Origin of the sequence: Janthinobacterium aestuarii (assembly GCF_051380835.1) — a bacterium.
In the GTDB taxonomy this organism is placed as follows: domain Bacteria; phylum Pseudomonadota; class Gammaproteobacteria; order Burkholderiales; family Burkholderiaceae_D; genus Janthinobacterium; species Janthinobacterium aestuarii.
On the sequence record NZ_JBNYXU010000006.1, the window covers coordinates 186,344 to 212,789 of the forward strand.

The 26,446-nt window shown below is 63.8% G+C and carries 26 protein-coding genes; 21 read left to right on the plus strand and 5 right to left on the minus strand.

What is annotated here, in order from left to right; genetic code table 11:
* Positions 1-47: 47 nt before the first annotated feature.
* The 8 genes from glpD (at position 48) to glpK (ending at position 9,242) form a co-directional block, all read left to right on the plus strand.
* Complete coding sequence (gene glpD / locus ACQ4WO_RS17375) at positions 48-1,604, plus strand: glycerol-3-phosphate dehydrogenase (protein WP_436482497.1); 1,557 nt, start codon at positions 48-50, stop codon at positions 1,602-1,604.
* Between the two features lie 74 nt (positions 1,605-1,678).
* Positions 1,679-2,773, plus strand: coding sequence for an ABC transporter ATP-binding protein (locus tag ACQ4WO_RS17380; RefSeq protein WP_436482499.1), 1,095 nt, complete (start codon positions 1,679-1,681; stop codon positions 2,771-2,773).
* A gap of 1 nt (position 2,774) precedes the next feature.
* Positions 2,775-3,875: an ABC transporter ATP-binding protein gene (locus ACQ4WO_RS17385; protein ID WP_436482500.1), complete on the plus strand. Its 1,101-nt coding sequence runs from the start codon at positions 2,775-2,777 to the stop codon at positions 3,873-3,875.
* A complete protein-coding gene (locus ACQ4WO_RS17390; protein ID WP_034754965.1) occupies positions 3,875-4,759 on the plus strand; it encodes a carbohydrate ABC transporter permease in 885 nt (294 codons plus the stop codon). Before ACQ4WO_RS17385 ends, ACQ4WO_RS17390 begins: the two co-directional genes overlap by 1 nt.
* Positions 4,756-5,562, plus strand: coding sequence for a carbohydrate ABC transporter permease (locus tag ACQ4WO_RS17395; RefSeq protein WP_436482501.1), 807 nt, complete (start codon positions 4,756-4,758; stop codon positions 5,560-5,562). Before ACQ4WO_RS17390 ends, ACQ4WO_RS17395 begins: the two co-directional genes overlap by 4 nt.
* A gap of 28 nt (positions 5,563-5,590) precedes the next feature.
* A complete protein-coding gene (locus tag ACQ4WO_RS17400) occupies positions 5,591-5,866 on the plus strand; it encodes a DUF2160 domain-containing protein (RefSeq protein WP_034755012.1) in 276 nt (91 codons plus the stop codon).
* A 72-nt stretch (positions 5,867-5,938) separates the two neighbouring features.
* Positions 5,939-7,666 carry an ABC transporter substrate-binding protein gene (locus tag ACQ4WO_RS17405; protein WP_034779106.1) on the plus strand — a complete coding sequence of 576 codons (1,728 nt, stop codon included), beginning with the start codon at positions 5,939-5,941 and terminating at the stop codon, positions 7,664-7,666.
* Positions 7,667-7,748: 82 nt separating this feature from the next.
* On the plus strand, positions 7,749-9,242 hold the full coding sequence (glpK, locus tag ACQ4WO_RS17410) for a glycerol kinase GlpK (protein ID WP_436482502.1): 1,494 nt from the start codon (positions 7,749-7,751) through the stop codon (positions 9,240-9,242).
* Between the two features lie 19 nt (positions 9,243-9,261).
* Here glpK and ACQ4WO_RS17415 read toward each other — a convergent pair whose 3' ends face one another.
* Both ACQ4WO_RS17415 and ACQ4WO_RS17420 read right to left on the minus strand, forming a co-directional pair.
* Positions 9,262-9,822, minus strand: a complete 561-nt coding sequence (locus ACQ4WO_RS17415) for a YdcF family protein (RefSeq protein ID WP_436482503.1) — start codon at positions 9,820-9,822, stop codon at positions 9,262-9,264.
* 54 nt (positions 9,823-9,876) lie between these two features.
* Complete coding sequence (locus ACQ4WO_RS17420) at positions 9,877-10,509, minus strand: cysteine hydrolase family protein (protein WP_436482505.1); 633 nt, start codon at positions 10,507-10,509, stop codon at positions 9,877-9,879.
* 142 nt (positions 10,510-10,651) lie between these two features.
* Here ACQ4WO_RS17420 and ACQ4WO_RS17425 point away from each other — a divergent pair, with 142 nt between their 5' ends.
* A complete protein-coding gene (locus tag ACQ4WO_RS17425; RefSeq protein ID WP_436482703.1) occupies positions 10,652-11,614 on the plus strand; it encodes a GlxA family transcriptional regulator in 963 nt (320 codons plus the stop codon).
* Here the strand turns inward: ACQ4WO_RS17425 and ACQ4WO_RS17430 are convergent.
* The gene (locus ACQ4WO_RS17430; protein ID WP_436482507.1) at positions 11,597-12,457 is read right to left on the minus strand and encodes a tetratricopeptide repeat protein; all 861 of its coding nucleotides are present in this window, start codon (positions 12,455-12,457) and stop codon (positions 11,597-11,599) included. The two genes, ACQ4WO_RS17425 and ACQ4WO_RS17430, sit on opposite strands and share 18 nt — an antisense overlap.
* Before the next feature lie 124 nt (positions 12,458-12,581).
* Between ACQ4WO_RS17430 and ACQ4WO_RS17435 the strand changes: the two genes are divergently transcribed.
* Together ACQ4WO_RS17435 and ACQ4WO_RS17440 are read left to right on the plus strand one after the other, a co-directional pair.
* A complete protein-coding gene (locus ACQ4WO_RS17435) occupies positions 12,582-13,355 on the plus strand; it encodes a helix-turn-helix domain-containing protein (RefSeq protein WP_436482509.1) in 774 nt (257 codons plus the stop codon).
* Between the two features lie 57 nt (positions 13,356-13,412).
* Complete coding sequence (locus ACQ4WO_RS17440; RefSeq protein ID WP_436482510.1) at positions 13,413-14,357, plus strand: DMT family transporter; 945 nt, start codon at positions 13,413-13,415, stop codon at positions 14,355-14,357.
* On the opposite strand, the gene ACQ4WO_RS17445 is transcribed toward ACQ4WO_RS17440, so the two are convergent.
* Positions 14,323-14,670 (minus strand): hypothetical protein, encoded by a 348-nt coding sequence (locus ACQ4WO_RS17445; protein WP_128142633.1) that lies wholly within the window; start codon positions 14,668-14,670, stop codon positions 14,323-14,325. The two genes, ACQ4WO_RS17440 and ACQ4WO_RS17445, sit on opposite strands and share 35 nt — an antisense overlap.
* Positions 14,671-14,818: 148 nt before the next feature.
* On the minus strand, positions 14,819-15,319 hold the full coding sequence (locus ACQ4WO_RS17450; protein ID WP_034754979.1) for an Lrp/AsnC ligand binding domain-containing protein: 501 nt from the start codon (positions 15,317-15,319) through the stop codon (positions 14,819-14,821).
* A gap of 106 nt (positions 15,320-15,425) precedes the next feature.
* Between ACQ4WO_RS17450 and ACQ4WO_RS17455 the strand changes: the two genes are divergently transcribed.
* The 10 genes from ACQ4WO_RS17455 to ACQ4WO_RS17500 all read left to right on the plus strand — a co-directional run bounded on the left by ACQ4WO_RS17455 (position 15,426) and on the right by ACQ4WO_RS17500 (position 26,376).
* Positions 15,426-16,715 carry a D-amino acid dehydrogenase gene (locus ACQ4WO_RS17455; RefSeq protein ID WP_436482512.1) on the plus strand — a complete coding sequence of 430 codons (1,290 nt, stop codon included), beginning with the start codon at positions 15,426-15,428 and terminating at the stop codon, positions 16,713-16,715.
* Positions 16,716-16,728: 13 nt separating this feature from the next.
* Complete coding sequence (gene alr / locus ACQ4WO_RS17460; RefSeq protein WP_436482513.1) at positions 16,729-17,844, plus strand: alanine racemase; 1,116 nt, start codon at positions 16,729-16,731, stop codon at positions 17,842-17,844.
* A gap of 97 nt (positions 17,845-17,941) precedes the next feature.
* Entirely contained in the window at positions 17,942-18,499 is a 558-nt protein-coding gene (locus ACQ4WO_RS17465) for an NADPH-dependent FMN reductase (protein WP_436482514.1), read from the plus strand.
* 167 nt (positions 18,500-18,666) lie between these two features.
* The gene (locus ACQ4WO_RS17470) at positions 18,667-20,217 is read left to right on the plus strand and encodes a sensor domain-containing diguanylate cyclase (protein WP_436482515.1); all 1,551 of its coding nucleotides are present in this window, start codon (positions 18,667-18,669) and stop codon (positions 20,215-20,217) included.
* Positions 20,218-20,329: 112 nt separating this feature from the next.
* The gene (locus tag ACQ4WO_RS17475; protein WP_436482516.1) at positions 20,330-20,851 is read left to right on the plus strand and encodes a hypothetical protein; all 522 of its coding nucleotides are present in this window, start codon (positions 20,330-20,332) and stop codon (positions 20,849-20,851) included.
* A gap of 56 nt (positions 20,852-20,907) precedes the next feature.
* The gene (locus ACQ4WO_RS17480; RefSeq protein WP_436482517.1) at positions 20,908-21,324 is read left to right on the plus strand and encodes a hypothetical protein; all 417 of its coding nucleotides are present in this window, start codon (positions 20,908-20,910) and stop codon (positions 21,322-21,324) included.
* 120 nt (positions 21,325-21,444) lie between these two features.
* Entirely contained in the window at positions 21,445-21,795 is a 351-nt protein-coding gene (locus ACQ4WO_RS17485) for a hypothetical protein (protein ID WP_436482518.1), read from the plus strand.
* 1 nt (position 21,796) lies between these two features.
* Entirely contained in the window at positions 21,797-23,155 is a 1,359-nt protein-coding gene (locus tag ACQ4WO_RS17490; RefSeq protein WP_436482519.1) for a TolC family protein, read from the plus strand.
* A 2-nt stretch (positions 23,156-23,157) separates the two neighbouring features.
* The gene (locus tag ACQ4WO_RS17495; protein WP_436482520.1) at positions 23,158-24,540 is read left to right on the plus strand and encodes a multicopper oxidase family protein; all 1,383 of its coding nucleotides are present in this window, start codon (positions 23,158-23,160) and stop codon (positions 24,538-24,540) included.
* 180 nt (positions 24,541-24,720) lie between these two features.
* Entirely contained in the window at positions 24,721-26,376 is a 1,656-nt protein-coding gene (locus tag ACQ4WO_RS17500; protein WP_436482521.1) for a methyl-accepting chemotaxis protein, read from the plus strand.
* Positions 26,377-26,446: the final 70 nt, after the last annotated feature.

Below are 26,446 nucleotides of genomic sequence, written 5' to 3' on the forward strand. Positions count from 1 at the left end.
GCCTAGTCTTTCCTCGCCGGCGAGTCCACGACAGACATGGAGTCCCGATGGCCGCAGCACAGCAGGGTGTGGAGACAGCGATCAAATGCGACGTGCTGGTGGTCGGCGGCGGCATCAATGGCGCCGGCATCGCGCGCGACGCGGCGGGACGGGGCTTGTCGGTGGTGCTGTGCGAAAAGGATGACCTGGCGTCCCACACCTCGTCGGCTTCCACCAAGCTGATACACGGCGGCCTGCGCTACCTCGAATACTATGAATTCGGCCTCGTGCGCAAGGCGCTGATCGAGCGCGAAGTGCTGCTGCGCTCGGCGCCGCACATCATGTGGCCGCTGCGCTTCGTCATGCCGCACGCCAAGGGCCAGCGCCCGGCATGGCTGATACGCGCCGGCCTGTTCCTCTACGACATGCTGGCGAAGCGGGAAATCCTGCCGGCCTCCAGCGGCATCGACCTGACGCGCCATGCGGCCGGCACACCGTTACAACCCCAGTTCAAGCGCGGCTTCGTGTATTCCGACGGCTGGGTCGACGATGCGCGCCTCGTGGTGCTCAATGCCATCGACGCGGCAGACAACGGCGCGCACGTGCTGACGCGCACGCGCTGCACGGCCCTGTGGCGCGATGGCGACGCTTGGCTGGCCACCTTGCAGCACGCCAGCGGCAGGCAGACGACGGTGCGTGCGCGCAGCGTCGTCAATGCGGCCGGGCCGTGGACGGCCGAGTTCCTGCAGCAGGCGGCGCCGGGCGGGCAGGGCCGGCATTTGCGCCTGATCAAGGGCAGTCATATCGTCGTCAAGCGCCTGTTCGACCATGATCACGCGTATATCTTCCAGCATCCGGACGGGCGCATCGTGTTTGCCATTCCGTATGAGCACGATTTCACCCTGATCGGCACCACCGACCTCGACTATCACGGCGACACTGGCAAGGTGGAAATCGATGACGCGGAAATTCGTTACTTGTGCGAGCTTTCCAGTTACTATTTCAGCAAGCCCGTCAATCCTGCCGATGTGGTCTGGACGTATGCGGGCGTGCGCCCGCTGGTGGAAGACGCGGCGGCCGACGCCAAGGCCGTCACGCGCGATTACCGTTTCGAGCTGGACCGGGAAGGTGCGCCATTGCTCAGTGTTTTCGGCGGCAAGATCACCACCTTCCGCAAGCTGGCCGAGGAAGCGCTTGATCTGCTGGAGCCGTTGCTGGTGCCCGAGCCGGGCAAGCGGCGGCGGGCCTGGACGGAGCAGGCTTGCCTGCCCGGCGGCGACGTGTACGGCGCCGTGCCGCAGAACCGGGCCGTGCGCGAGTTCGGCCAGTTCGTGCAAGGTTTGCAGCGCGAATATACTTGGCTGCCGGCGGCGCTGGTGGCGCGCTATGCACGCGCCTACGGCACGCGCATCCACGTGCTGCTCGAGGGCAGGGCGGACGTGGCGGCCATGGGCGAGGAAATCGCCGCCGGCCTGTACGCGGCGGAAGTTGATTATGTGCGGCGCCATGAATGGGCCGTCAGCGCGGCCGACATCCTGTGGCGGCGCTCCAAGCTGGGCCTGCACCTGCCGCGCGAGACGGCGGGCACGCTCGACGCCTGGCTGTTGCAGCACCCTTTGCCGTAAGCACAAAACGTTGGCGACCGCGCCCCGCAGAGGGTGCGGCGAAGAATAAGAAACCATCACTGGAGGAGAAGCGCGTGCAACTGGTACTGGACAAGATCAGCAGGAAGCAGGGGGCTGACGACTTTTTATATCCGATGTCGCTGGCCTTGGTGCCGGGCGCCATCAACGTCTTGCTGGGCACCACGCGTGCCGGCAAGACGACCCTGATGCGCGTGATGGCGGGCCTGGACAAGCCCAGCGCGGGCACCGTGACGGCCGATGGCGTCGACGTGACGGGCGTGCCCGTCAGCAAACGCAACCTGGCCATGGTGTACCAGCAATTCATCAACTATCCGGCCTTCACCGTCTATGACAATATCGCCTCACCCTTGCGCTTGCGCAAGGTGCCCGAGGAGCAGATACGCACCAAGGTGCTGGCGCTGGCCGAGCGCCTGCACATCACGCCCTACCTGCAACGCACGCCGGGAGAATTGTCGGGCGGCCAGCAGCAGCGCACGGCGCTGGGACGCGCGCTGATCAAGGATGCGTCCTTGCTGCTGCTCGACGAGCCGCTCGTCAATCTCGACTACAAGCTGCGCGAGGAATTGCGCCGCGAATTGACGGAACTGTTTTCCAGCGGCGGTACGACGGTCGTGTACGCGACCACGGAACCGCTGGAAGCGCTGCAGCTGGGCGGCCACGTGGCCGTGCTGCACGAGGGACGTTTGCTGCAGCAGGGACCGACCCTGGACGTCTTCAACGCCCCCAATTCCATCGACGTGGCGCGCACCTTCAGCGACCCGCCCATCAACCTGATCCCCGCCCGCGTGGATGCGCATGGCGTGGCCCAGGCGGCGGACGGCCTGTCGATACACCTGAGCGGCGCACAGCGCGCCCGCCTGGGCGACAGCATGGAGGTGATCCTCGGCGTGCGCGCACACAGCCTGCATCTGTCGCCGCAGTCCGATGGCGACGTGGCCATCGCGGCGCAGGTGGACCTGGCGGAAATCAGCGGCTCGGAAACCTATGTGCATGCGCGCCGGGGCGACCTGGCCCTGGTGGCGCAGCTCGGTGGCGTGCACAACCTGGAGATCGGCAGCGCCTGCACCGTGTATTGCCAGCCGCATGCCTTGCTGATCTTCGCGGCCGATGGCGGCCTGCTGTTCGCGCCGCAAACGGGGGGGAACTGACATGGCGCGCATCGAACTGGCCGGCCTGGCCCACGCCTATAAACCGAACCCGACCGCACCCGCCGACTACGCGCTGCGGCCCATGAGCATGGAATGGCAGGACGGCGGCGCGTATGCCTTGCTGGGGCCGTCCGGCTGCGGCAAGACGACCTTGCTCAATATTATCTCCGGCTTGGTGAAGCCGTCGCACGGCAAGGTGCTGTTCGATGGCAAGGACGTGACGCAACTGCCGACCGAGGCGAGGAATATCGCGCAAGTGTTCCAGTTTCCCGTCATCTACGACACCATGACCGTGCACGACAACCTGGCGTTTCCACTGCGTAATCGCGGCTGGAAAGAGATCGAGGTAAAAAAGCGCGTGCAGCAAGTGGCGCAGATGCTGGAATTGACGGGCGACTTGAAATTGCGCGCCAGCGGCCTGTCCGTGGACGCCAAGCAAAAGATTTCGCTGGGACGGGGCCTCGTGCGTCCCGACGTGGCGGCCGTGCTGTTCGACGAACCGCTGACGGTGATCGACCCGCATCTGAAATGGCTGCTGCGCAGAAAGTTGAAGGAAATCCACCACGAACTGAAATTGTCCCTGATCTACGTCACGCACGACCAGGTGGAAGCGCTGACCTTTGCCGACCAGGTGGTCGTCATGACGCAGGGCGAAGTGGTGCAGACGGGCAGTGCGCAGGCGCTGTTCGAGGAACCCGAGCACACGTTTGTCGGCTATTTCATCGGCAACCCGGGTATGAACTTGCTCGATTGCACCCTGGACGATGGCGGCGTGCGCGTGGCGGGGCAGGCGCTGGCCGTGTCCGCTGCCGCCCGCGCGGCGCTGTCCGGCGCGCAAGGCAAAATCACGGTGGGCGTGCGGCCGGAATTCGTCGAATGCGTGAAGGCGGGCGAGGGTGGCGAAGGTGGCGACCATTGCCTGGACGCCACGGTCACGGCCGTGCGCAACATGGGCACGCATTACCTGGCGGAATTTCAGCTGGGCGGCACGACGGTGGCGGCCAAGCTGCGCGCCGTCGATGCCGTCGCCGGGAATGCTGTGCGGCTGCGCTTTCCGCCGCAACGCACCCTGTACTATGTCAACGATAAGCGGGTGGCCTGATGATACATAACGGTAAAACCGATAACAACCGCCGCGCCTGGCTATTGATCTTGCCCGTGCTGCTGTGCGTGGCCTTTTCCGCCATCCTGCCCCTGATGACGGTGGTCAATTATTCCGTGCAGGATATTTTGAGTCCCACGCAAAAGGTTTTCGTGGGCACCGAATGGTTCCGCATGGTCATGCTGGACGGCGACTTGCACAGCGCCTTGCTGCGCCAACTGCTGTTTTCCGGCTCCGTGCTGGCCATCCAGATTCCGCTGGGCATCCTGATTGCCCTGTGCATGCCGGCCGATGGCTGGAAGGCGTCCCTCGCCTTGGTACTGATCGCGCTGCCCCTCTTGATACCCTGGAACGTAGTGGGCACCATCTGGCAAATCTTTGGCCGCGGCGATATCGGCCTGATGGGCTATACCCTGAACCAGCTGGGATTTGACTACAACTACAACGGCAATTCGCTCGACGCATGGCTGACGGTGATGGTGATGGATATCTGGCACTGGACGCCTCTCGTCGTGCTGCTGTGCTACGCGGGCTTGCGCGCCATTCCCGACGCGTATTACCAGGCGGCGCGCATCGACGGCGCCTCGCGCCTGGCCGTGTTCCGCTACATCCAGCTGCCGAAACTGCGCAATGTGCTGATGATCGCCGTCTTGCTGCGCTTCATGGATAGTTTCATGATCTACACGGAACCGTTCGTGCTGACGGGCGGCGGCCCGGGCAATGCCACCACGTTCCTGTCGCAGTACCTGACGCAAAAGGCCGTGGGCCAGTTCGACCTGGGACCGGCGTCCGCGTTTTCCCTGATCTATTTCCTCATCATCCTGCTGTTCTGCTTTGTGCTGTACACGTGGATGCAGCGCGTTGGCACGGGAGACCAGAAATGATGTACAAGAAAATGAGCAGTACCATCCTCGTGGTCTTCTTGCTCGCGTCCCTGTTGCCCGTCTACTGGATGCTCAACATGTCGCTCAAGACCAACGAGGAAATCGTCGGGGTCTTGAGCCTGTGGCCCCAGCAACTGACGTTCGCCAACTACCACACGATCTTCACGGACCGGTCCTGGTACAGCGGCTACATCAATTCCATGATTTACGTGGCCTTGAACATGGTGATGTCGGTCACGGTCGCCTTGCCGGCCGCGTATGCGTTTTCGCGCTACAACTTTGTCGGCGACAAGCATTTGTTTTTCTGGCTGCTGACCAACCGCATGACGCCGCCCGCCGTCTTCCTCGTACCGTTCTTCCAGCTGTATTCGACGGTGGGCCTGATGGATACGCACCTGGCCGTGGCGCTGGCGCACATGGTTTTCAACGTGCCGCTGGCCGTGTGGATACTGGAAGGTTTCATGTCCGGCGTGCCGAAGGAAATCGACGAGACGGCATATATCGACGGCTACAGTTTCCCCCGTTTCTTCATCCGTATCTTCTTGCCGATGATCAAGTCGGGCGTGGGCGTAACGGCGTTCTTCTGCTTCATGTTCAGCTGGGTGGAATTGCTGCTGGCGCGTACCTTGACTTCCGTCAACGCCAAGCCGATCGCCGCCACCATGACGCGCACCGTCTCGGCGGCCGGCATGGACTGGGGCGTGCTGGCGGCGGCCGGTGTGCTGACCATCGTGCCCGGCGCGCTGGTGATCTGGTTTGTGCGGCATTACATTGCCAAGGGTTTCGCGATGGGGAGGGTGTGACATGGAAAATACCGATAGCACAGCCAGCCTGTTCGGCTGGATGGCGTGGACGCCGGAAGTGGCCATCTTCTTCATTTGCATCGGCTTGATGCTCGCCGGCATGACGGTGTGGCAAATCCGTTCGCCCAGCATCGAACGCAAGGGTTTTTTGCCCATGCCGACGACGCGCGGCGACAGGCTGTTCATCGGCTTGCTCACGGCGGCCTATGTGAACCTGGCGTGGGCGGGGTTCACGGAAATGCAGCAGGCCATCGGGGCTGCCATCAGTTTTGTGTTGTTGTTGATTGTCATGCGTTGGGGATAACCGGCTTGCCGGTGTTGATGGATACCGTCCCGCCAGCAGGCGGCCGGTAAAAACTATAAAAGGAGATTCACGATGAAATTGAAGTTCACGGTCTTCGCGGCTGCGGCCATGCTCGTGTCGAATGCGGCCCTGGCCGACGCCAAGCAGGCGCAAACCTGGATCGACAAGGAATTCCAGCCATCCAGCCTGAGCAAGCAGCAGCAGCTTGCTGAAATGAAATGGTTCATCGATGCGGCGGCCAAGCTGAAAGCCAAGGGCATCAAGGAAATTTCCGTGGTCTCGGAAACCATCGACACCCACGTCTACGAATCGAAGACCCTGGCCAAGGCCTTCGAGGAAATCACGGGCATCAAGGTGCGCCACGACATCATCCAGGAAGGCGACGTGGTGGAAAAGCTGCAAACGTCGATGCAGTCCGGCAAGAGCATCTATGACGGCTGGATTTCCGATTCCGACCTGATCGGCACGCACTACCGCTACGGCGCCGTCGAACCGCTGTCCGACTACATGGCCGCCAAGGGCAAGGAATTCACGAATCCGGGCCTGGACTTGAAGGATTTCATCGGTATCAGCTTTACCACGGCGCCCGATGGCAAGGTCTACCAGTTGCCCGACCAGCAATTTGCCAACCTGTACTGGTTCCGCGCCGACTGGTTCGCGCGCAAGGACTTGCAAGCCAAGTTCAAGGCCAAGTATGGCTACGAGCTGGGCGTGCCGCAGAACTGGTCCGCGTATGAAGACATCGCCGATTTCTTCACGAATGACGTGAAGGAACTGGACGGCAAGAAAGTCTATGGCCACATGGATTACGGCAAGAAAGATCCATCGCTGGGCTGGCGCTTCACCGATGCGTGGCTGTCGATGGCTGGCGCGGCCGACAAGGGCATTCCGAACGGCATGCCCGTCGACGAGTGGGGCATCAAGGTGGCGGCCGACAAGTGCACGCCCGTGGGCGCCTCGATGTCGCGCGGCGGCGCCACCAATTCGCCGGCGGCTGTCTTTGCGCTGACGAAATACATCGACTGGATGAAGAAATACGCGCCGCCGCAAGCGAACGGCATGAACTTCTCGGAGTCGGGTCCCGTGCCGGCGCAGGGCGAAATCGCCCAGCAAATCTTCTGGTACACGGCGTTTACGGCCGGCATGACGAAACCGGGTTTGCCAGTGGTCAACAAGGATGGCACGCCGAAATGGCGCATGGCGCCGTCGCCGCACGGCCCGTACTGGAAAGAGGGCATGCAGAACGGCTACCAGGACGTCGGTTCCTGGTTTCTGTTCAAGTCCACGCCCGATGACCGCAAGGCCGCCGCCTGGCTGTACGCGCAATTCGTCACGTCGAAAACCGTGTCGCTGAAGAAATCGATCGTCGGCTTGACCTTCATTCGCGATTCCGACATCCGCCACGATTACTTCACGAAACACGCGAACGAGTACGGCGGCTTGATCGAGTTCTACCGCAGCCCCGCCCGCGTGGCGTGGACGCCGACCGGCAACAACGTGCCCGACTATCCGAAGCTGGCGCAGCTGTGGTGGAAGAACGTGGCCACGGCGATCACGGCGGAAAAAACGCCGCAAGCGGCCATGGATAACCTGGCCGAGGAAATGGACCAGGTCATGGCGCGCTTGCAGCGTGCCGGCATGAAGGCGTGCGCGCCCAAGCTCAATCCGAAGGTCGATCCGAACCAGTATTTGTCGGACCAGCACGCTCCATGGAAAAAGCTGGCGAATGAAAAACCGAAGGGTGAAACGATAGCCTACGACAAGCTGCTGCAAGCCTGGAAAGAAGGCAAGGTAAGGTAAGGTAAACTGCCGCCGCAGTGCTGAGGGCACGGAGCTTGATGGCTCCGTGCCTGTTTTTACCCGTTTTTCGCGCCATCAGACAATGACCAAATACATACTTGCTTTAGATCAAGGCACCACCAGTTCGCGCGCCATCCTGTTCGACCATGCGGGCCGGCCGCACGCCAGCGCGCAGCGCGAGTTTCGCCAGATTTTCCCCCAGCCGGGCTGGGTCGAGCATGACGCGAACGAAATATGGGCCTCGCAAGAGGGCGTGCTGCACCAGGTGCTACGCGACAGCGGCGTGGCCGCGTCCGACGTGGCCGCCATCGGCGTGACCAACCAGCGCGAAACGACGGTGCTGTGGGACCGCGCCACGGGCGAACCCGTCGCCAACGCCATCGTCTGGCAAGACCGCAGAAACGCGGCCTATTGCGAGCAGCTGGTCGAGCAGGGCAAGGCGGACGTGATCCAGCAAAAGACGGGTCTCGTGCTGGACGCCTATTTTTCCGCCACCAAACTCAAATGGCTGCTCGACAACGTTGCCGGCGCCCGCGCGCGCGCCGAACGGGGCGAGTTGGCCTTCGGCACCGTCGACAGCTGGCTGATCTACAAGATGAGCGGCGCCCACTTGACGGACACGAGCAACGCGTCGCGCACCATGCTGTTCAACATTCATACTTTGCAATGGGACACGGACCTGCTGGCGCTGCTCGGCATTCCCGCCTCCCTGCTGCCCGACGTCGTGCCCTCGAGCGGCGTGGCCGCACACACGCACGTTGATCTGCTGGGCATCGCCGTACCGATCGCCGGCATCGCGGGCGACCAGCAGGCGGCGACGTTCGGCCAGGTGTGTTTGAAGCCGGGCATGGCCAAGAATACCTATGGCACGGGCTGCTTCATGCTGATGAACGTGGGCAAGCGCCCCTTGCCATCGAAAAACCGGCTGTTGACCACGGTGGGCTGGAGCCTGGGTGCGGGGAGCGACAAGACCGATTACTTGCTCGAAGGCAGCGCCTTTATCGCCGGTGCTGCCGTGCAATGGATGCGCGACGGCATCGGCATCATCCGCGACTCGTCCGAAGTGGAAGCGTTGGCCACCAGCGTGCCCGATTCGGGCGGCCTGGTCTTCGTGCCCGCGTTCGCGGGTCTGGGCGCGCCGTACTGGGACCCGTATGCGCGCGGTACCCTGATCGGCATCACGCGCGGCACGGGCAAGGCGCACATCGCGCGCGCGGCGCTGGAAGGCGTGGCCTACCAGAACGTGGACGTCTTGTCCGCCATGCAGGACGATGCGGGTATCGCGCTTTCCGAACTGCGCGTCGATGGCGGCGCGGCCCGCAACGACATGCTGATGCAGTTCCAGGCAGATATCTTGAATGTGCCCGTGGTGCGCCCCGTGGTGACGGAAACGACGGCCCTGGGCGCCGCCTACCTGGCGGGCCTGGCCGTGGGCTTCTGGGCTTCCGAGGAAGAGATCGCGTCGCAATGGCAGGTGGGACGCCGCTTCGAACCGAAAATGGCGGCCGACGAGCGCCTGACGCGGCTGCACAAGTGGCAGCGCGCCGTGGAACGCTCGCGCGACTGGAGCGAGTGAGTTAGGGAATAAGCCAGGATCAATTGCGCATGAAATACACGGCATAGCCCACCGTTTCGCGCGGCACGGAATACAGGTCGCGCAGCTCGAAATACGGCGCATGCACGTTGCCGCTGACGCTGATACCGCTGCGCTCCAGCGCCAGCCGGAAGCGGGGCACGTGGAAATATTGCGTGGCAACCATGGCCGTGCGCCAGCCGTGCTGGCGCATCAGGGCCGCAGCGTTGCGGGCCGTGGCGTCCGTCGTCCAGCCTTGATTATCTTCAATAATGGTACCGGCCGGTACGCCGCGCGATTGCAGGTAGCGGGCCATCGAAGCGGCCTCGTCAAAGCCTTCCTTGCCCGTCGCCCCGCTGACGAGGATGCGGGGCGCCCTGTGTTCCTGAAATTGCTTGAGCGCTACGTCGAGCCGTGCCTGCAGCCGGGGGCTGGGCGTGCCGTCGGGCAGGATCGTATTGCCGGGCACGACAATCACGTCGGCGGGGGCCAGTTTGTCGTTCATGCCCGCCAGCACCAGGGCGGCGGTGGCCAGCAGAAATACGCCAACAGCGCTTGAGCCGAGCACAGTTATTTTTCGCATCGTTCATCATCAAGTTGGGAATGGACGCATGATACCCGTCCATTCCCGCCGGCGTCAGTTCGCCTGCGCCTTGCGTGCGCGCTGGTTCGACAGATAAATATTGTCGATTTCCAGCGGCTTGCCTTCGCTTACGGCCTTGAGCCAGTCCTGCGTGCTGGCGACGGCGGCGAAATTCGAGTGGAACACGGCGCTGAAGACGCGGTGGATTTCCTCGGCGCTGGCCGTGCCGGCCGCATTGGCGTAGGGCAGGGTGCCGGTGGCGTCTTGCAGGAATTCCACCTGCAAGCCGTCGTGCGCGGCCTGGTAGATGGTGGCCGCGTCGCAGTTGTGCGTCATGTAGCCGATGACGCTCAGGGTGTCGATGCCGTGGCCTTGCAGCCAGGCGCGCAAGTCCGTGCCCGCAAAGGCGCTGCCCATGGTCTTGTTGATGCGGTGATCGGCGGCAAACGCGGCCACTTGCGGATGCAGCTGCCAGCCGTCGCTGCCCTTGGCGAAGATGGGCGAGGCTTCCGGCGCGTCGTGCTGGACGACGATCACGGGCACGCCGGCAGCGCGCGCGGCGGCCATGGCCTGGACGATGTTTGGCAGGGAAATGTCGACGGACGGATATTCGATGGGCATGTCGCCCGTGAAGTATTCATTTTGTACGTCGATGACGAGCAGGGCGCGGCGTGGGGTGCTGGACATGGGTTCTCCTTGAGCGGTTGAAAGAGGAGACAGTTCCTCGATACCGCCATTTTCAAGCTGCGGGGCGCAAATAAAAAGTGGCCCGAAGGCCTATCTAAGATAAAATCGGGCCATGACTACTTCTCTTGCCCTTGCCGCTCCGTTGACGGTGGCCGTGATCGCCTTCGACGGCATGACGCCGTTTCACCTGTCCGTGCCTTGCCTCGTGTTTGGTGCCCAGACCGACGAGGCCGATCTGCCGCCTTTCCACGTGCGCGTGTGCGCCGCCGACCCCGTACCGTTGCGCACGGCGGCCGGCTTCGGCATCACGCCCGAGTTCGGCCTGGAAGGACTGGACGGGGCCGATATCGTCATCATGCCGGCCTGGCACGACGATTGCCGCGACGCGGCGGCGCCCCTGGTCGCGGCGCTGCAGGCGGCCAGCCGGCGCGGCGCGCGCATGGTGGGCCTGTGTCTGGGCGCGTTTCCCCTGGCACAGGCGGGCTTGTTGGATGGCAAGAGCGCGGCCACGCACTGGGGCATGGCGGACCGGCTGGCGGCCCGCTATCCCAAGGTCAAGGTGGACCGGGAAGTGCTGTACGTGGACGATGGCGCTGTGCTGACGTCGGCCGGCGTGGCGGCCGGCCTCGATTGCTGCCTGTATTTGCTGCGCCAGCTGGCGGGCGCCGAGGTGGCGAACCGGGTGGCGCGCCGGCTGCTGGTGGCGCCGCACCGCCAGGGCGGGCAGGCGCAATTCATCGAGCGTCCGCTGCCCGTGTCCGGCAGCGAAGGGCGCTTTGCCGACGTGCTCGCTGGCGTGACGGCCAGCCTGGGCCAGGCGCACAGCATCGACGCGCTGGCCGAACAGGCTGCCATGAGCCGGCGCAATTTCACGCGCCACTTCCGCCAGGCCATGGGCACGTCGTTCAAGCAGTGGCTGCTGAACCAGCGCCTGGCGCATGCGCAGGGTTTGCTGGAAAAGAGCGCGGCCTCGATCGACGTCGTGGCGCAAGAGGCCGGCTTCGGCACGGCCCTGTCGCTGCGCCAGCATTTCCGGGCGAACTTGCAGACGTCGCCATCGGCGTATCGCAAGCTGTTCCGGCAGCAGTTAGGTCAGGTCGCCTGACCATAGCATGGCCGGGTCGCGGCTGCCCTGCGGCAGCCCCGCGCTGACGGCGATTTGCCGCGCGATGAAGGCGGCCGGCTCGAAGGCGTAGCGTTCCTGGAACGAGACGGTTTCCGCGCTCATCAGTTCGGCGTAGGTCTGCATCAGGGTCGAGGCGCGTATCGAGTCGCCCTGGGCCAGGTAGTCGTCGATGGCGGCCAGCAGCACGCGATAATCCCCATTTTCCTTGCTGCCGCCAAAGTGGAACGACAACTGCCCGCAGGCGTGCCAGATGGGGTCAAGCTCCCCCTCCGGCACCGGTTGCGTGCGCGGCCATTGCAAGGCTTTCAGGGGCGGACCGCCAAATGACGGCGGGGAGATGATGGCCTGGATGGCCACCCTGACGGCGTCGTCTGTTCTTCCCGCGCGCACGTACTGGCCGTGCAGCAAGGCCAGGGCGTCCGTGTATTCGGGAACGATGGCGAGCGCCGCTTCCAGCAAGGCGATGGCCGCCTCCGGCTTGCGCTGCGCGATCTGTTCCTTGGCGGCCAGGAAGGCGGCGTGCGGCGAGGCGGGGTCGTCGGCCAGCGATGGCGTGCCGACATACTCGTCTTCCCCTGCTGCGTAGGCTTGCAGAAACGCCGTCAGGCTGGAAAAGTGCGGCTGGATGCGCCACTCGTCGTGCCAGGTCTCGACGACGATGGGTTCGCTCGCTTCGCGGCCGATGGGCCAGTACAGGCCGAACGTGTCGCCATTGCCCAGTGCACTTTCTGCAAACGGGGTGAAGCCGAGCGGTGGATACGGTGTTGTGTGTTGCCAGTCTTGTTGCGCCGAGATGTGGGCGAGGCTTGCGGGTAATTGCATGGAAGCACCGGAGGAGAAAACGCCAGTGTAGGGCAAGAGGACGCGGCGGGCGCGCGCATCTGCGCAGCAGCAAGGGATCACTGAACTGATAAGATGGAGACTTCTTCGCCCAGGCGGTCTCGCCATGTCCAGTCCATCACATTCTGCCATCGGCCTCAGCTTTCGCAGCTATGCGCACATCGGCGCGCCGGACCGTCACGATTTCGTGCAGCTGGTGCTGCCCATCAGCGGACAGCTATTGCTGGAAATCGACGGCAGGCAAGGGAAAGTCGATACGCAGCTGGGCGTGGTGATTCCGGCGCACGCTTGGCATACCCAGCATAGCCAAGTGGCGAACCATTCCATCATTGTCGACGTGGATGCGGCCGCCGTCGCGCACAGCGGCTGGCAACGCCTGCTGGACGGCCCCTACACGGTGATCGGGCCGGGCGCCCGCAAGCTGATGGACTACTTGGGCGTCATGGCGCAGCAGCGGGCGCTGACGCCGGCCATCGTCACGGGCTGGACCCCGCTGTTGCTCGATACCTTGTTGCCGGGAGAGCCGCAGCCCCGTTCGCGCCTGGGCGCACTGCTTGCCCGTGTGGAAGCCGAGCCGGGCTTGCCGTGGTCGACGGCGTCGATGGCGCACTTTGCGAATCTCAGCGTCAGCCGCCTGCACGCGCTGTTTCGTGAAGAAATGGATGCCAGCCCGCATGCCTGGCTGTTGCAACAGCGCATAGGACGCGCCTGCGACTTGCTTGCCGGCGACGACGCCAGCCTCGCCGAGATCGCGCTGGCGGCCGGCTTTTCCGAGCAGAGCGCATTGACGCGCGCCATGCGCGACAGCATGGATATTACGCCTGCCGCCTACCGGCGCGCATGTCGCGATAAATGGGAGAAACGGTCAACAAGGCAGTAGCTGGCGCCAAGAATGGACGCGGCAGACTTGCCACAATCTCCTTTCAGGAGATTGACCATGCATCAAGAAAACAAGAGCCGGCTGGGCATGCTGGCTGGCATCGCCGCAGGTGCGCTATGGGGGCTGGTATTCCTGGCGCCGGCGCTGGTCCCCGCTTTCCAGCCGCTGGAACTGTCCGTGGGCCGCTACCTGGCGTATGGCCTGATCGCGGCCGTGCTCGTCGCGCCGTCGTGGCGGCGCCTGCTGCGCACCTTGAGCTGGCGCGAATGGCGCGGGCTCGTCTGGCTCAGCCTGACAGGCAATATCGTGTATTACGTGCTGCTGGCCAGTGCCGTGCAGACGGGCGGCGTGGCGACGACGTCGATGGTGATCGGCTTGATGCCGCTGGTCGTCACGCTCGTGGGCAGCCGCGACCGGCATGCCGTGCCGCTGCGGCGCTTGATCCCTTTATTACTGCTGAGCGCGGGCGGGCTGGCCTGCATCAGTTGGCAGTCGCTGGCCAGTCCCCGCCATGCGTCCCTGCTGGGGATGCTGTGCGCGCTGGCGGCACTGCTGTCGTGGACGGTGTATGCGGTCGGCAACAGCCGCTGGCTGGGGCGGCTGCACTCGGTTTCGGCGCAGGAGTGGAATTTGCTCACGGGCGTGGTGACGGGCGCTGCCGCGCTGCTGCTGGCCATTCCCGTCGCGCTTGCCGCGCCTGCCGCGCATGGCGGCACGGCCTGGCTGCAGTTTGCGGGTGTCGTCATGGGTGTCGCGCTGCTGTGTTCCGTCGTCGGCAATGGCTTGTGGAACCATGCCAGCCGCATGTTGCCGCTCACCCTGATGGGGCAGATGATCGTCTTTGAATTCCTGTTTGCCTTGCTGTACGGCTACTTGTGGGAGCAGCGCTGGCCTGCGCTGGCCGAGGCAGCGGCCACCATGCTGTTGCTGGCAGGCGTGGCGGCATGCGCCGCGGCGCACCGGCGGCCTACTTGCGCGGCTCGTGTATCCGGAATTTCCTGACGATACCGGCCTGGTCGAACATGACGGCCACTTCGCGCGTGCCTTTTTCGCCGAGCAGGGGGATCAGCCGCGTCACCTTGGGCGCTTGCAGCTGGTTCTTGTAGACCCAGACTTCATAGCCGGGATCGAAGCTGACGACGGTGGCGTTGCCCAGGGCCGCGTCGAGGTCGAGGCGGGTGGTCTTGCCGACCTTGATGTTCTGATAGATGGCGCCATTGTCCGGCGCGCGGTTGACCTTGTATTCACTGGCGGTGCACATGGCCACGGCCAGGCCCGCGAGGCAGGAAACTGCCAGTTTGATCAATGTGTTCATAGGGACTCCCAGTGTGCATCACTGCTTCCAATCTCAGAGGGGACGGGCGTGATGTCAGGAGAAGAGTGTGCTTGCGAACCAGGTAATGTGCTACAAGATTATACAAAGGTGCACAAAACGATGCCTTTGGTGCCGGCTGGCGGTACTTTTACCGGCTCTGCAATACGTCGGTCGACAGCGCCAGGGTTTCCTTGATTTCTTCCATCACCACATAGCTTTTCGATTGCGCGGCGCCGGGCAGCTGCAGCAGCATGTCGCCCAGCAGCTTGCGGTACTCGGCCATTTCATGGATGCGCGCCTTGATCAGGTAATCGAAGTCGCCCGACACCAGGTGGCATTCCTGTACCTCGGGAATTTGCAGCACTTCGCGGCGGAATTGCTCGAAGGCGGACGCGGATTTTTGATTGAGCGTAATCTCTACAAAGACGAGCAGCTTGGCGCCCAGCGCGGCCGGGTTCACCTTGGCATGGTAGCCCGTGATGACGCCATCGCGCTCCATGCGCTTGACCCGCTCGATGCAGGGCGTGATGGACAGGCCCACCTGTTCACCGAGGTCTTTCATCGAAATGCGGCCATCCTGTTGCAGGATGCGCAGGATGTGGCGATCCAGCTTGTCGAGGCCACGTGCCGATTCTTTAAGGATTCTCATGATTTATTGCTGAATATCTCGATTTATACGTGAACAAATACTGGCTCTTTCCCAATATGATAGCGGTTAATCTGGCGTCAGCCTAAAAAAATATAATGAGGAAACTATGCGTATCGTGATTCTGGGTAGCGGCGTCATCGGCGTCACCAGTGCTTACTATCTGGCCAAGGCAGGACATGAGGTGACCGTCATCGACCGCCAGCCGGGCCCGGCACTGGAAACCAGCTTTGCGAATGCGGGGCAAATCTCGCCCGGCTACGCTTCGCCATGGGCTGCGCCCGGTATTCCCCTGAAAGCCGTGAAGTGGATGATGCAGCGCCACGCGCCCCTGGCCATCTCGCTCGACGGCAGCGCCGCCCAGCTCAAATGGATGTGGCAGATGTTGCGTAATTGCACACCGGAAGCATATGCCGTGAACAAGGAGCGCATGGTGCGCCTGGCCGAATATAGCCGCGACTGCTTCAAGGTCTTGCGCGCCGAGGCGGGCATCACGTATGAAGGCCGCCAGCAAGGCACGATGCAATTGTTCCGCACCGAAAAGCAATACAACGACGCCGCCAAGGATATCGAAGTGTTGAAAGACGCGGGTGTGCCGTATGAAGTACTGCAGCGCAACGAACTGTCGCGCGCCGAACCGGCCCTGGAAGCCGTCAAGGATAAACTGTTCGGCGGCTTGCGCCTGCCCAACGATGAAACGGGCGATTGCCAGCTGTTTACCACGCGCCTGTCCGAGATGGCCGTGGCGCTGGGCGTGAAGTTCCGCTATGGCGTGTCGATCGACGCGCTGTTGACGCAGGGCGATGAAATCGCCGGCGTGCAGTGCGGCGCGGAAATCGTCAAGGCCGACTCGTACGTCGTGGCCCTCGGCTCCTATTCGACGGGCTTCATGAAGCCGCTGCTCGACATTCCCGTGTATCCATTGAAGGGCTATTCGATCACCGTGCCGATCGTCAACGCGGCCAAGGCGCCCGTGTCGACCATCCTCGATGAAACTTATAAAATTGCCGTGACCCGTTTCGACGACCGCATCCGCGTGGGCGGCATGGCGGAAATCGCCGGCTATAACCTGAACCTGAACCCGCGCCGCCGCGAAACCCTGGAAATGGTCGTCGACGACCTGTTCCCGGGCGGCGGCAATACGGCCGAAGCGACGTTCTGGACGGGCTTGCGTCCGATGACACCGGACGGCACGCCTATCGTTGGCCGCACGCCGCTGCGTAACCTGTTCCTCAACACGGGCCACGGCACTCTGGGCTGGACCATGTCCTGCGGCTCGGCACAGTTGCTGGCCGACCTGATGTCGTCGAAAAAGCCGGCCATCCTGGCCGACGACCTGTCCGTCAGCCGCTACAGCGGCGCGCAGGGCCATGGCAAACTGCAGCACGCGGCGGCCTGAGATGGGGGCCAGCATGCCTCCGAAGGAACGTAGCGGCGCCATCCTGACGGTGGACCTGGACGCCGTGCGCGCCAACTACCGCTTGCTGCGCGACAAGGCGCACCCGGCCGCCTGCTCGGCCGTCGTCAAATCCGACGCGTATGGCCTGGGCGCCGCGCAAGTGGGCGCGGCCCTGTATGAAGAAGGCTGCCGCCATTTCTTCGTGGCCCACCTGGAAGAGGGCATCAGCTTGCGCCCGCACCTGGCGCCCGACGCGGACATCTTCGTGCTGCACGGCCCGCCCGTTGGCACGGAAGGCGAATTCACGGTCCATGGCCTGATTCCCGTGCTCAACAGCGAGCCGCAGGTGGCTGGCTGGCGCGCGCATGCGAAGGCGCTGGGCAAAACCTTGGAAGCGAATGTGCAGGTCGACACGGGCATGTCGCGCATGGGTTTGTCGCCGCAAGAAATCGACGCCTGGCTGCTGGACCCGCACTTTCTCGACGGCATCAAGGTGCGCTACCTCATGAGCCATCTGGCTTGCGCCGACGAACGCAGCAACCCCATGAATGGCGAGCAGCTGGCCCGTTTCATCGCCATCCGCGCCCGTCTGCCACAGTACCGCGCCAGCCTGGCCAATTCCTCTGGCATCTTTTTGTCGCCCGATTATCACTTCGACCTGGTGCGCCCCGGTGCTGCCCTGTACGGCATCGGGCCGCAGGGCGGCGAGCCGAATCCCCTGCGTTCCGTGGTGCGCCTGCAAGGCAAGGTATTGCAGACGCGCACGATCGCCGCCGGCGACCACGTGGGCTACAGCCGCCGCTACACGGCCAGCGAGCCGCGCCAGGTGGCGACTGTTTCCGTCGGTTACGCCGATGGCTGGCTGCGCAGTATGAGCAACCAGGGCCTGGCCATCGTCGACGGCGTGAAAGTGCCGCAGATCGGCGCCATCTCGATGGATTCCATCACCCTGGACGTGAGCGCCATCGCCGAAGAGCGCGTCGCGCCGGGCAGCCTGGTTGACCTGATCTGCGCCGAACACCCGGTGGACGCCGTCGCGGCCATGGCCAATACCATCGGCTACGAGGTATTGACCAATCTGGGCGGGCGCTACTATCGCGAATACCAGGGATTGGCTGGCGCACGCTAAGCAGCGCGAGCAGCACGAGAGCCATGATTGTGTGGCAAGATAGCCCCGGTGTGAACTCCACTCCGGGGCTTCTTTTTAACCATCATCGGGGATATATATGAGCCAATATAACGTTGCTATCATCGTCGGCAGCCTGCGCAAGGATTCCTTTAACCGCAAGCTCGCCGATGCCATCGTCAAGCTGGCGCCGCCCGAATTTTCCTTCAAGCACATTGAAATTGGCGACTTGCCGCTTTACAACCAGGATGACGATGGTGCGCAGGCCGAGCAGGTGCTGCGCCTCAAATCCGACATTTCCGCCTCGCAAGCCTTGCTCTTCCTTACCCCCGAATACAACCGCTCGATTCCCGGCGTGCTGAAAAACGCGCTCGACCACGGTTCGCGTCCGTATGGCCAGAGCGTGTGGGGCGGCAAGCCGGGCGCCGTGCTCGGCGTGTCCGTCGGTGCCACGGGCACGGCCCTGGCGCAGCAGCATTTGCGCAATGTGCTGTCCTACCTGGACGTGCCGCTGCTGGGACAGCCCGAAATGTTTATCCAGGCCAAGGATGGTTTGTTTGACGAGCAGGGCGGCATCGGTCCGGCCAGCCTCGGTTTCTTCCAGGGCTGGATGCAGCGCTACGTGGACTGGGTCCGCAAGCACGCTATCCACGCTTGATGCAGATCAAAGCGGCAGCGTTCTGCGTTGCCGCTTGTACATTTTCTTTGACCATGGATGCCAATATTTCAATATTGGCACGGGCGTCTCGGTATAATGCGCTCTTTCTTTAGCGCAATACTTTCCAATTTCTTTCCGACCCCATGTGGACTAAACCTGTTCTGCGCATGAATCTGCGCCGTTTGATCGTGCTCGTGGCCTTTGCCAGCGCCCTGGTGTCCCTGGCCAATACGTTTTATGCCAGTTACAGCGTGCAGCGCCAGCTGCTGATCGATACGACCCTGGAAGCGAACCACGCGTATGCGAGCAAGCTGGCCAGCACGGCCGAGGATTTCCTGCAGTCGGCGCGTCAGCAACTGGCCTACAGCGCCGGCAGCCTGCCATCACGCATGGGCGACGACGCCTGGCTGACGGACGAGGCGCAGCGCTTGCGCCTGCAAACGAACAGTTTCAATTCCGTGCTCATCGTCAATGCGGACGGCAAGGTGCTGGGCGTGTCGCCTGAAACCCTGGCCCTGAAAAACCGCACGCTCGACTCCGTCGGCGCCATCCAGGCATTGCGCGAACGGCGCCCGCTGGTGACGCAGCCCTACGTCTCCTCGGCCGGCAACCTGGTGGTCTTCATTTCGCATCCGATCGTCGGCAAGGATGGCCGCTACCTCGGCTATGTGGGCGGCAGCATCTACCTGAAACAGAAAAACATCCTGTACACCATGCTGGGCCAGCATTACTACCGCGACGGTTCCTACCTGTATGTGGTCGATCAGAACCGGCGCCTGCTGTACCACCCGGACCCCGAGCGCCTGGGCGACCTGGCCGGCAAGAATGACGTCATCGACAGCATCGTCGCGCAGCAGGGCGGCGGCAACCGGCGCATGAGCAACAGCCTGGGCGTGGACATGCTGGCCGGCTACGCCGTCATGCCGTCGACGGGCTGGGGCATCGTGGCGCAGCGTCCCACAGCCATGACCCTGGCCCCGCTGAACCAGCTGATGGCCAACACGGTATGGCATTCGCTGCCGATCGCGTTGCTGAGCCTGCCATTCATCTGGTGGCTGGCCAGCATGATTTCACGTCCCCTGATGCAATTGGCCGACGGCGCGCGGCGCATGGATGCGCCCGGCACGGCCGAGCACATCGCCGGCATCCGTGCCTGGTACGTGGAGGCGGCGCAAATCAAGAAAGCCCTGCTGAAGGGCTTGGCGTTGTTGCAGAACAAGATCGGCAAGTTGAAGACCGACGTGCAGACGGATCCGCTGACGGGCCTGTCGAACCGGCGCGGCATGGCGGCGGCGCTGGACGTCTGGCAGGCGCAGGCGCGGGCGTTTTCCGTCATCGCCATCGATATCGACCATTTCAAGCAAGTCAACGACCAGTGGGGCCATGCCGTGGGCGACGACGTCATCCTGCGCCTGGCGCAGCTGATGCGCGCCTGTTCGCGCGATGCCGACGTGCTGTGCCGTACTGGCGGCGATGAATTCATCATGCTGCTGCCCGACGCCGACCTCGACGCGGCCCTGCAGGTGGCCGAGCGTTTGCGCGCCAGGGTGGCCGCCGCCGTGATTCCCGGCGCGGGCGCCATCACGGTCTCGCTGGGCGTCGTGTCGTCGGAACAGGAGGCGGGCACCACGGACGCCGTGCTGCTGGCCGCCGACGCCGCCCTGTACGTGGCCAAGGAAAACGGGCGCAATTGCGTGGGCATCACGGAGCCTGCCTGATAAACTGATCCGTTGTTTTCTGTTGCATCTGAGCCTGTCCGCTTTGCCCGCCAGCGCTTACCATGTGGCCCTGAAACGCACAACGAGGACAACGTATGGCAGGGGTGGATGAATGACGTTTGAACAAGCACCTGGCATCCGCTGCGAAGTCGCTGGCCAGCTCCACCCGCTGGCCTACCTTGGCTGCCGCGAGCTCAATTACGGCCAGCGCAGCGAGCTGCCGCTGCACCCGTTTCGCCTGAGCGTGCCGGAAGCGGCGCTGGTGGGCCTGCTCGACGAACCGTTCAACAGTTTTATCCAGACTTGCCGCGAAGACGACCTGCAGTACGAGGAAAGCGACTTGCCGGAGCTCAAGGAAGCGGGCTACCCGGACATCGCGGCCATGCTGGCGGGCCACCGGCCGCTGCTGGCCGACATGCTGCTCGACTTCATGATCGGCGATTTGCTGGCTGCCATTGGCCGCGCCAGCGGCTACCGGCCGCCACGCGCACGGCACTGGGGCGACGTGGAGGCGGCCGACGGCCGCACCTATTTCACCATCAATGAAGTGCAGAAAGTCCATTTTGCCAATGGCCAGGCCATCTTCGAAGGGCAGGGTTACTACGGCGCGTATGTGATCTGGCTGACGCATTGAGCGGACGGCAAATAGGGACTTGACCTTCCTCGCGTGGGAAGGTTTATAGTTGTGCCATGAACCGTGCCTTTTTCCGCTTTCTCGCCCGCTCGCTGCTCTGTCTGCTGGCCGTCACGCTGCCCATGCAGGGCTTTGCGTCGGCCATGCGCAGCTGCTGCGTGGATGAGCTGGCGGTCGCTGTCACGGTCACTGCTGCCGCAATGGAGGCGCCCCCGTGCCACGACATGGCGGATATGCGGATGCAGGACCAGCCGATGAAAATGACCATGGACAATGGCGGCGCCACCTACCACGGCCATGATTGCAGCAACCATGGCGCTTGCACCGTGGGCGCCACGGCGCCGCCCGGCATGCCTGCCTTGCACGCCTTGACCCTGCGCGCGCCGCCTCCGGCGCTGGCGCCCGATTCCCTGTTCGCCGGGCATATTCCGCCTGGCCCCGAACGTCCCCCGAGAAGCACGCGCTCCGCCTGACCGCCCGTTGAACCTGGCGGTGCCGCCGTCGCACGTCCCAGTATCCTGAGCCTTGCACCGGCCGCGCCAGCGTTCCAGTCGCGCGCCCGCCGCGCCATACCCTGTCATTCAAGGAATACCATGAAACACCTGTTCAGCCTCGCGCTGGCTGTGCTGCCGCTGGCTGCCGCAGCGCAGTCCCAGCCCGCCCCGCAAGAGGCGCAAGCGTCCGTGCCGGCCACCACTTACCGCTCCGCCTTTGCCGGCTACCGTCCCGCCGCCGAGGACGACGCCACGCCCGACCAGACCTGGCGCGCCGTCAACGACAAAGTCGGCAAGGCCGGCGGCCACATGGGCATGATGAAAATGGATGGCCACAAGATGGATGGCCACAAGATGGACGGGCACAAGATGCCGATGGCCCAGCCCAGCCCCAAGCCCGATGCCAAGCCCGCCCCGCAACATCAGCAGCACCAGCATGAAGGACACTGACATGGCCCGCTTCACACAATCAACTTGCCTGACGCCACTGGCCCTGGCGGCCGTCCTGCTGCTCAGCGGCTGCGCCAGCTTCAGCCAGGATGGCGGCATGCAGACGGTATCCGCGCTGGCCGACACCCGCACGGGCGCCCCGGCGGCGCTGGCCGACAAGGGCGGCGAGGAAAAATTGGCTACCCTGCTGGCCCAGCCCCTGGACGCCGACAGCGCCGTGCGCATCGCCCTGATGAACAACCACGGCATGAAAGTGGCGCTGGCCGAGCTGGGCGCGTCCGAATCGGACCTCGTGCAAGCGGGGCGCTTGCGCAATCCCGGCCTGTCGTTCGGCCGCTCGCACGGCAGCCACGGCAATGAAATCGACCGCGGCGTCAGCTTCGACCTGGCCGGCTTGCTGACGATGCCGATGCGCGTGAACATCGAGCGGGGCCGTTTCGAGCAAGCCAAGCTGCAGGCCGCCAGCAGCGCCGTGCAACTGGCGTCCGACACGCGCCGCGCCTATTTCAACGCCGTGGCCGCCGTGCAGACGGAAGCGTTCATGCAGCGGGCGCTGCTGTCGGCCGAGGCGGGCGCCGAACTGGCCACGCGCTTGCAGCAGGCGGGCAACTGGAGCCGCCTCGACCAGGCGCGCCAGCAAGTATTTTATGCGGATGCCGTCGGCGACCTGGCCCGCGCCCGCCACCAGGCCACGGCCACGCGCGAGCACCTGACGCGTTTGCTGGGCCTGTGGGGCAAGCAGACCGGCTTTACTTTGCCGTCGCGCTTGCCCGACTTGCCGGCCCAGGCGGCGGACGCGGGCAATATCGAGGCGCAGGCGATGGAGCAGCGCCTCGATGTGCAAAGAGCGAAACTCGACGCGCATGCGACGGCCGATGCGTTGGGCTTGTCCAAGGTGACGGGCTTCGTCAACGTGCTCGACGTGGGCTACACCAACAAGAGCAGCAGCGAGGCGCCGCGCGAAAACGGCTATGAAGTGTCGCTGGAACTGCCGCTGTTCGACTGGGGTTCGGCGCGCAATGCGAAGGCGCAAGCGCTGTACGAGCAGTCGCTGCAGCGCACGGCGGGCACAGCTGTCAAAGCCCGCTCGGAAGTGCGCGAGGCGTATTCGAGCTATCGCACGGCCTACGACCTGGCGCGCCACTACCGCGATGAAGTCGTGCCGCTGCGCAAGACGATCTCGCACGAGGTGCTGCTGCGCTACAACGGCATGCTGGCCAGCGTCTTCGAGCTGCTGGCCGACGCGCGCGAACAGGTCGCCAGCGTCAACAGCGCCATCGAAACCCAGCGCGATTTCTGGATCGCGCAAACCGAATTGCAGTCAGCCATCAATGGCAGCGGCCCAGCCAACAAGGAATAATGATGATTACACGTAGAAACTTTTTCATGAATGCGGGCGCCGTCGCCCTCAGTGCCGCAGCGGTGAGCAGAGTCGGTGCGGCATCGTTGCCGGAAGCCGTCAGCATGGCTGGCGCCGATACGAAGGCGCCGCCACCGCCGCCGAACGGGCGCCCTTACAACCCCGTCGTCACCCTCAACGGCTGGTCCTTGCCCTGGCGCATGAACAACAACGTCAAGGAATTCCATCTGGTGGCCGAACCCGTCGTGCGCGAACTGGCGCCCGGCATGCAAGCGAACCTGTGGGGCTACAACGGCCAGTCGCCAGGGCCGACCATCGAAGTGGTGGAGGGCGACCGCGTGCGCATCTTTGTCACCAATAAATTGCCGGAACACACGAGCGTGCACTGGCATGGCCAGCGCTTGCCGAACGGTATGGATGGCGTCACGGGACTGACCCAGCCGGGCATTGCCCCCGGCAAAACCTTCGTCTATGAATTCGTTGCCAAGCGGCCCGGCACCTTCATGTACCACCCGCATGCCGACGAAATGACGCAGATGGCCATGGGCATGATGGGTTTCTGGGTGACCCACCCGAAAGACCCGAACTTCATGAAGGTGGACCGCGATTTCGTCTTCTTGCTCAGCAACTACGACATCGATCCGGGCAGCTACACGCCGAAGATCATGACCATGACGGATTTCAATTTGTTCACCTTCAACAGCCGGGTCTTCCCCGGTATCGACCCGATGGTCGTGCGCCAGGGCGACAAGGTGCGCGTGCGCGTGGGCAATCTGACCATGACGAACCACCCGATCCACATGCATGGCCATGAATTCGAGGTGACGGGCACGGATGGCGGCTGGACGCGCCCCGAATCGCGCTGGCCCGAAGTGACGACCGATATTGCCGTGGGCCAAATGCGCGCCGTGGAGTTTACCGCCACGGACCTCGGCGACTGGGCTTTCCACTGCCACAAGTCGCACCACACGATGAATGCCATGGGGCATGACGTGCCCACCATGATCGGCGTCGACCACCAGGGCGTGGCCGCGAAAATCAACCAGCTCGTGCCCGGCTACATGGTGATGGGCGAACGGGGCATGGCCGACATGGGCGAAATGCAGATGCCGATTCCCGACAATACCCTGCCGATGATGGCCGGAGACGGCCCGTTCGGCGCCATCGGCATGGGCGGCATGTTTACCACGGTCAAGGTGCGCAAGGATCAAAAGCCGGGCGACTACCGCGACCCCGGCTGGTACAAGCACCCGGCCGGCAGCGTGGCCCATGAATGGACGGGCGCCTTGCCGGGACCGGTGCGCGGCCAGGGCGCGGGCAAGCCGGTCACAAAAAGCGGCGTGGAGATGACGGTGCGCAAACCGGGTGGGCACGCAGGCCACTAATAATGGTCAGCTGGCCCTGACAATCGCAACGGCTTGCCCAGCATGGCAAGCCGTTTTGCATGTTGCTGCAAATCAATGAATTGTTGGTTAGTGACAATCCGAGCATTTTAATGACTGTTTTTTCCTTATATTCAAGTCATACGCTTGAATTATTGGCTATCGTCTTGCCTAGGAGGAAACATGTTGAAACAAATGAAAGTGGGGACGCGCCTGCTTGCGGCCTTCTTTTGCGTCGCGCTGATGGGGGCCATCGTGGCCGGTATCGGCATTGTCAACATGGGCAAGATCGATGCCATGGCGGGGCAGATGTACAACAACGAATTGCTGGGGCTGTCATACATCAAGGAAGCCAATATCGCCCTGATCAAGGTGGGCCGCGCGCGCAGTAATTTCTTGCTGGCCACGACCGCCGAGGAGCGCGCCACGCGTCAGGCCGACATCACGAAATTTCTCGAATCCAACAGGGCCTATCTTGCCAAGGCCCAGCCGCTGTTCGTCACGCCGGCGGCCAAGGAGCTGTTTGCCCGCTTCGCCGCCGTCGAAGCGGAGTACGTCGCTACCATGCGGCAGGCGCTGACCTTGGCGGCGGGCGAACCGCTGGAGCAGCGCAGCGCGCAACTGGTCGAATTGCTCAACAAGACGCGCCACCATGCCGACGAACTCGACGGCGTGCTCGATAAACTGTCGCTGCAGAAGGAAGAGCGCGCCAAGGCCGCTTCCGAGCAGGCATCGGGCGTGTACCAGGCCAGCCGCAGCTTCATGATCGCGCTCGTGCTGGGCAGCGTGGCGGCCGGCCTGGCGCTGGGTGCGCTGATCACGCGCGGGCTGACGCGCCAGCTGGGCGGCGAACCGGCGTATGCCGTCAAGATCGCCGGCGCCATCGCCGAGGGCGACCTCACTGTCGAGATCCGCACGGCCGGCCACGACAGCGCCAGCCTGCTGTTCGCCATGAAAACCATGCGCGACAAGCTGGTGGGCATCGTCAGCCAGGTGCGCTCGGGTACGGACACCATCAACACGGCCTCCGGCGAAATCGCCCAGGGCAACCTCGACTTGTCGTCGCGCACGGAAGAGCAGGCCAGTTCGCTGGAAGAAACGGCGTCGTCGATGGAGCAGCTGACGTCGGCCGTGCGGCAGAACGCGGACAATGCGCGCCAGGCCAATGCGCTGGCCGGCGCCGCGTCCGACGTGGCCGGCAAGGGCGGCGCCGTGGTGGGGCGGGTGGTGCAGACGATGGAATCGATCAATGCGTCCTCGCGCAAAATCGTCGACATCATCAGCGTCATCGACAGCATCGCCTTCCAGACGAATATCCTGGCCTTGAACGCGGCCGTGGAAGCGGCCAGGGCGGGCGAGGAGGGGCGCGGATTCGCCGTCGTCGCAGCGGAAGTGCGCAACCTGGCGCAGCGCTCTGCCAGTGCCGCCAAGGAAATCAAGACCCTGATCGGCGACTCCGTCGAGCAGGTGGAAATCGGTTCCAGACTTGTGCATGACGCGGGCAAGACGATGGATGAGGTGGTCACCAGCGTGCGCCAGGTGGCCGACATCATGCAGGAAATCACGGCCGCCAGCGCCGAGCAAAGCGCCGGCATCGAGCAAGTCAACCAGGCCGTGCTGCAGATGGACCAGGTGACGCAGCAAAACGCGGCCCTCGTGGAAGAGGCGGCGGCCGCCGCCGAATCGCTGCAAGACCAGGCGCAGACCTTGACGGAACTGGTGGGCGTCTTCCGCCTGCATGCCCAGGCGCAACAGATGGCCGTGCCGGCGGCCAGCAACGTCACGCCGCTGCGCCGGTCAGCGCCGGCCGCCAGGCAGGACGTGCGGCGCCTGGCCTGACAACGGCGGGCCCGGGCGCAATCGGCGCGGCGGTGGTAGGCTGTCGCTATTGCGCGTTTGCCACTTCCGG

Bases quoted from the DNA above. Each gene is read 5' to 3' on its own strand.
- ACQ4WO_RS17415 (WP_436482503.1), bottom strand. From the start codon at position 9,822: ATGCGAAAAATAACTGTGCTCGGCTCAAGCGCTGTTGGCGTATTTCTG.
- ACQ4WO_RS17485 (WP_436482518.1), top strand. From the start codon at position 21,445: ATGAAACACCTGTTCAGCCTCGCGCTGGCTGTGCTGCCGCTGGCTGCC.
- ACQ4WO_RS17430 (WP_436482507.1), bottom strand. From the start codon at position 12,457: ATGCAATTACCCGCAAGCCTCGCCCACATCTCGGCGCAACAAGACTGG.
- glpD (WP_436482497.1), top strand. From the start codon at position 48: ATGGCCGCAGCACAGCAGGGTGTGGAGACAGCGATCAAATGCGACGTG.
- ACQ4WO_RS17420 (WP_436482505.1), bottom strand. From the start codon at position 10,509: ATGTCCAGCACCCCACGCCGCGCCCTGCTCGTCATCGACGTACAAAAT.
- ACQ4WO_RS17475 (WP_436482516.1), top strand. From the start codon at position 20,330: ATGACGTTTGAACAAGCACCTGGCATCCGCTGCGAAGTCGCTGGCCAG.
- ACQ4WO_RS17480 (WP_436482517.1), top strand. From the start codon at position 20,908: ATGAACCGTGCCTTTTTCCGCTTTCTCGCCCGCTCGCTGCTCTGTCTG.
- ACQ4WO_RS17440 (WP_436482510.1), top strand. From the start codon at position 13,413: ATGCATCAAGAAAACAAGAGCCGGCTGGGCATGCTGGCTGGCATCGCC.
- ACQ4WO_RS17450 (WP_034754979.1), bottom strand. From the start codon at position 15,319: ATGAGAATCCTTAAAGAATCGGCACGTGGCCTCGACAAGCTGGATCGC.
- ACQ4WO_RS17455 (WP_436482512.1), top strand. From the start codon at position 15,426: ATGCGTATCGTGATTCTGGGTAGCGGCGTCATCGGCGTCACCAGTGCT.
- ACQ4WO_RS17390 (WP_034754965.1), top strand. From the start codon at position 3,875: ATGATACATAACGGTAAAACCGATAACAACCGCCGCGCCTGGCTATTG.
- ACQ4WO_RS17445 (WP_128142633.1), bottom strand. From the start codon at position 14,670: ATGAACACATTGATCAAACTGGCAGTTTCCTGCCTCGCGGGCCTGGCC.
- ACQ4WO_RS17495 (WP_436482520.1), top strand. From the start codon at position 23,158: ATGATTACACGTAGAAACTTTTTCATGAATGCGGGCGCCGTCGCCCTC.
- ACQ4WO_RS17435 (WP_436482509.1), top strand. From the start codon at position 12,582: ATGTCCAGTCCATCACATTCTGCCATCGGCCTCAGCTTTCGCAGCTAT.
- ACQ4WO_RS17500 (WP_436482521.1), top strand. From the start codon at position 24,721: ATGTTGAAACAAATGAAAGTGGGGACGCGCCTGCTTGCGGCCTTCTTT.
- ACQ4WO_RS17395 (WP_436482501.1), top strand. From the start codon at position 4,756: ATGATGTACAAGAAAATGAGCAGTACCATCCTCGTGGTCTTCTTGCTC.
- alr (WP_436482513.1), top strand. From the start codon at position 16,729: ATGCCTCCGAAGGAACGTAGCGGCGCCATCCTGACGGTGGACCTGGAC.
- ACQ4WO_RS17405 (WP_034779106.1), top strand. From the start codon at position 5,939: ATGAAATTGAAGTTCACGGTCTTCGCGGCTGCGGCCATGCTCGTGTCG.
- ACQ4WO_RS17470 (WP_436482515.1), top strand. From the start codon at position 18,667: ATGAATCTGCGCCGTTTGATCGTGCTCGTGGCCTTTGCCAGCGCCCTG.
- glpK (WP_436482502.1), top strand. From the start codon at position 7,749: ATGACCAAATACATACTTGCTTTAGATCAAGGCACCACCAGTTCGCGC.
- ACQ4WO_RS17385 (WP_436482500.1), top strand. From the start codon at position 2,775: ATGGCGCGCATCGAACTGGCCGGCCTGGCCCACGCCTATAAACCGAAC.
- ACQ4WO_RS17490 (WP_436482519.1), top strand. From the start codon at position 21,797: ATGGCCCGCTTCACACAATCAACTTGCCTGACGCCACTGGCCCTGGCG.
- ACQ4WO_RS17465 (WP_436482514.1), top strand. From the start codon at position 17,942: ATGAGCCAATATAACGTTGCTATCATCGTCGGCAGCCTGCGCAAGGAT.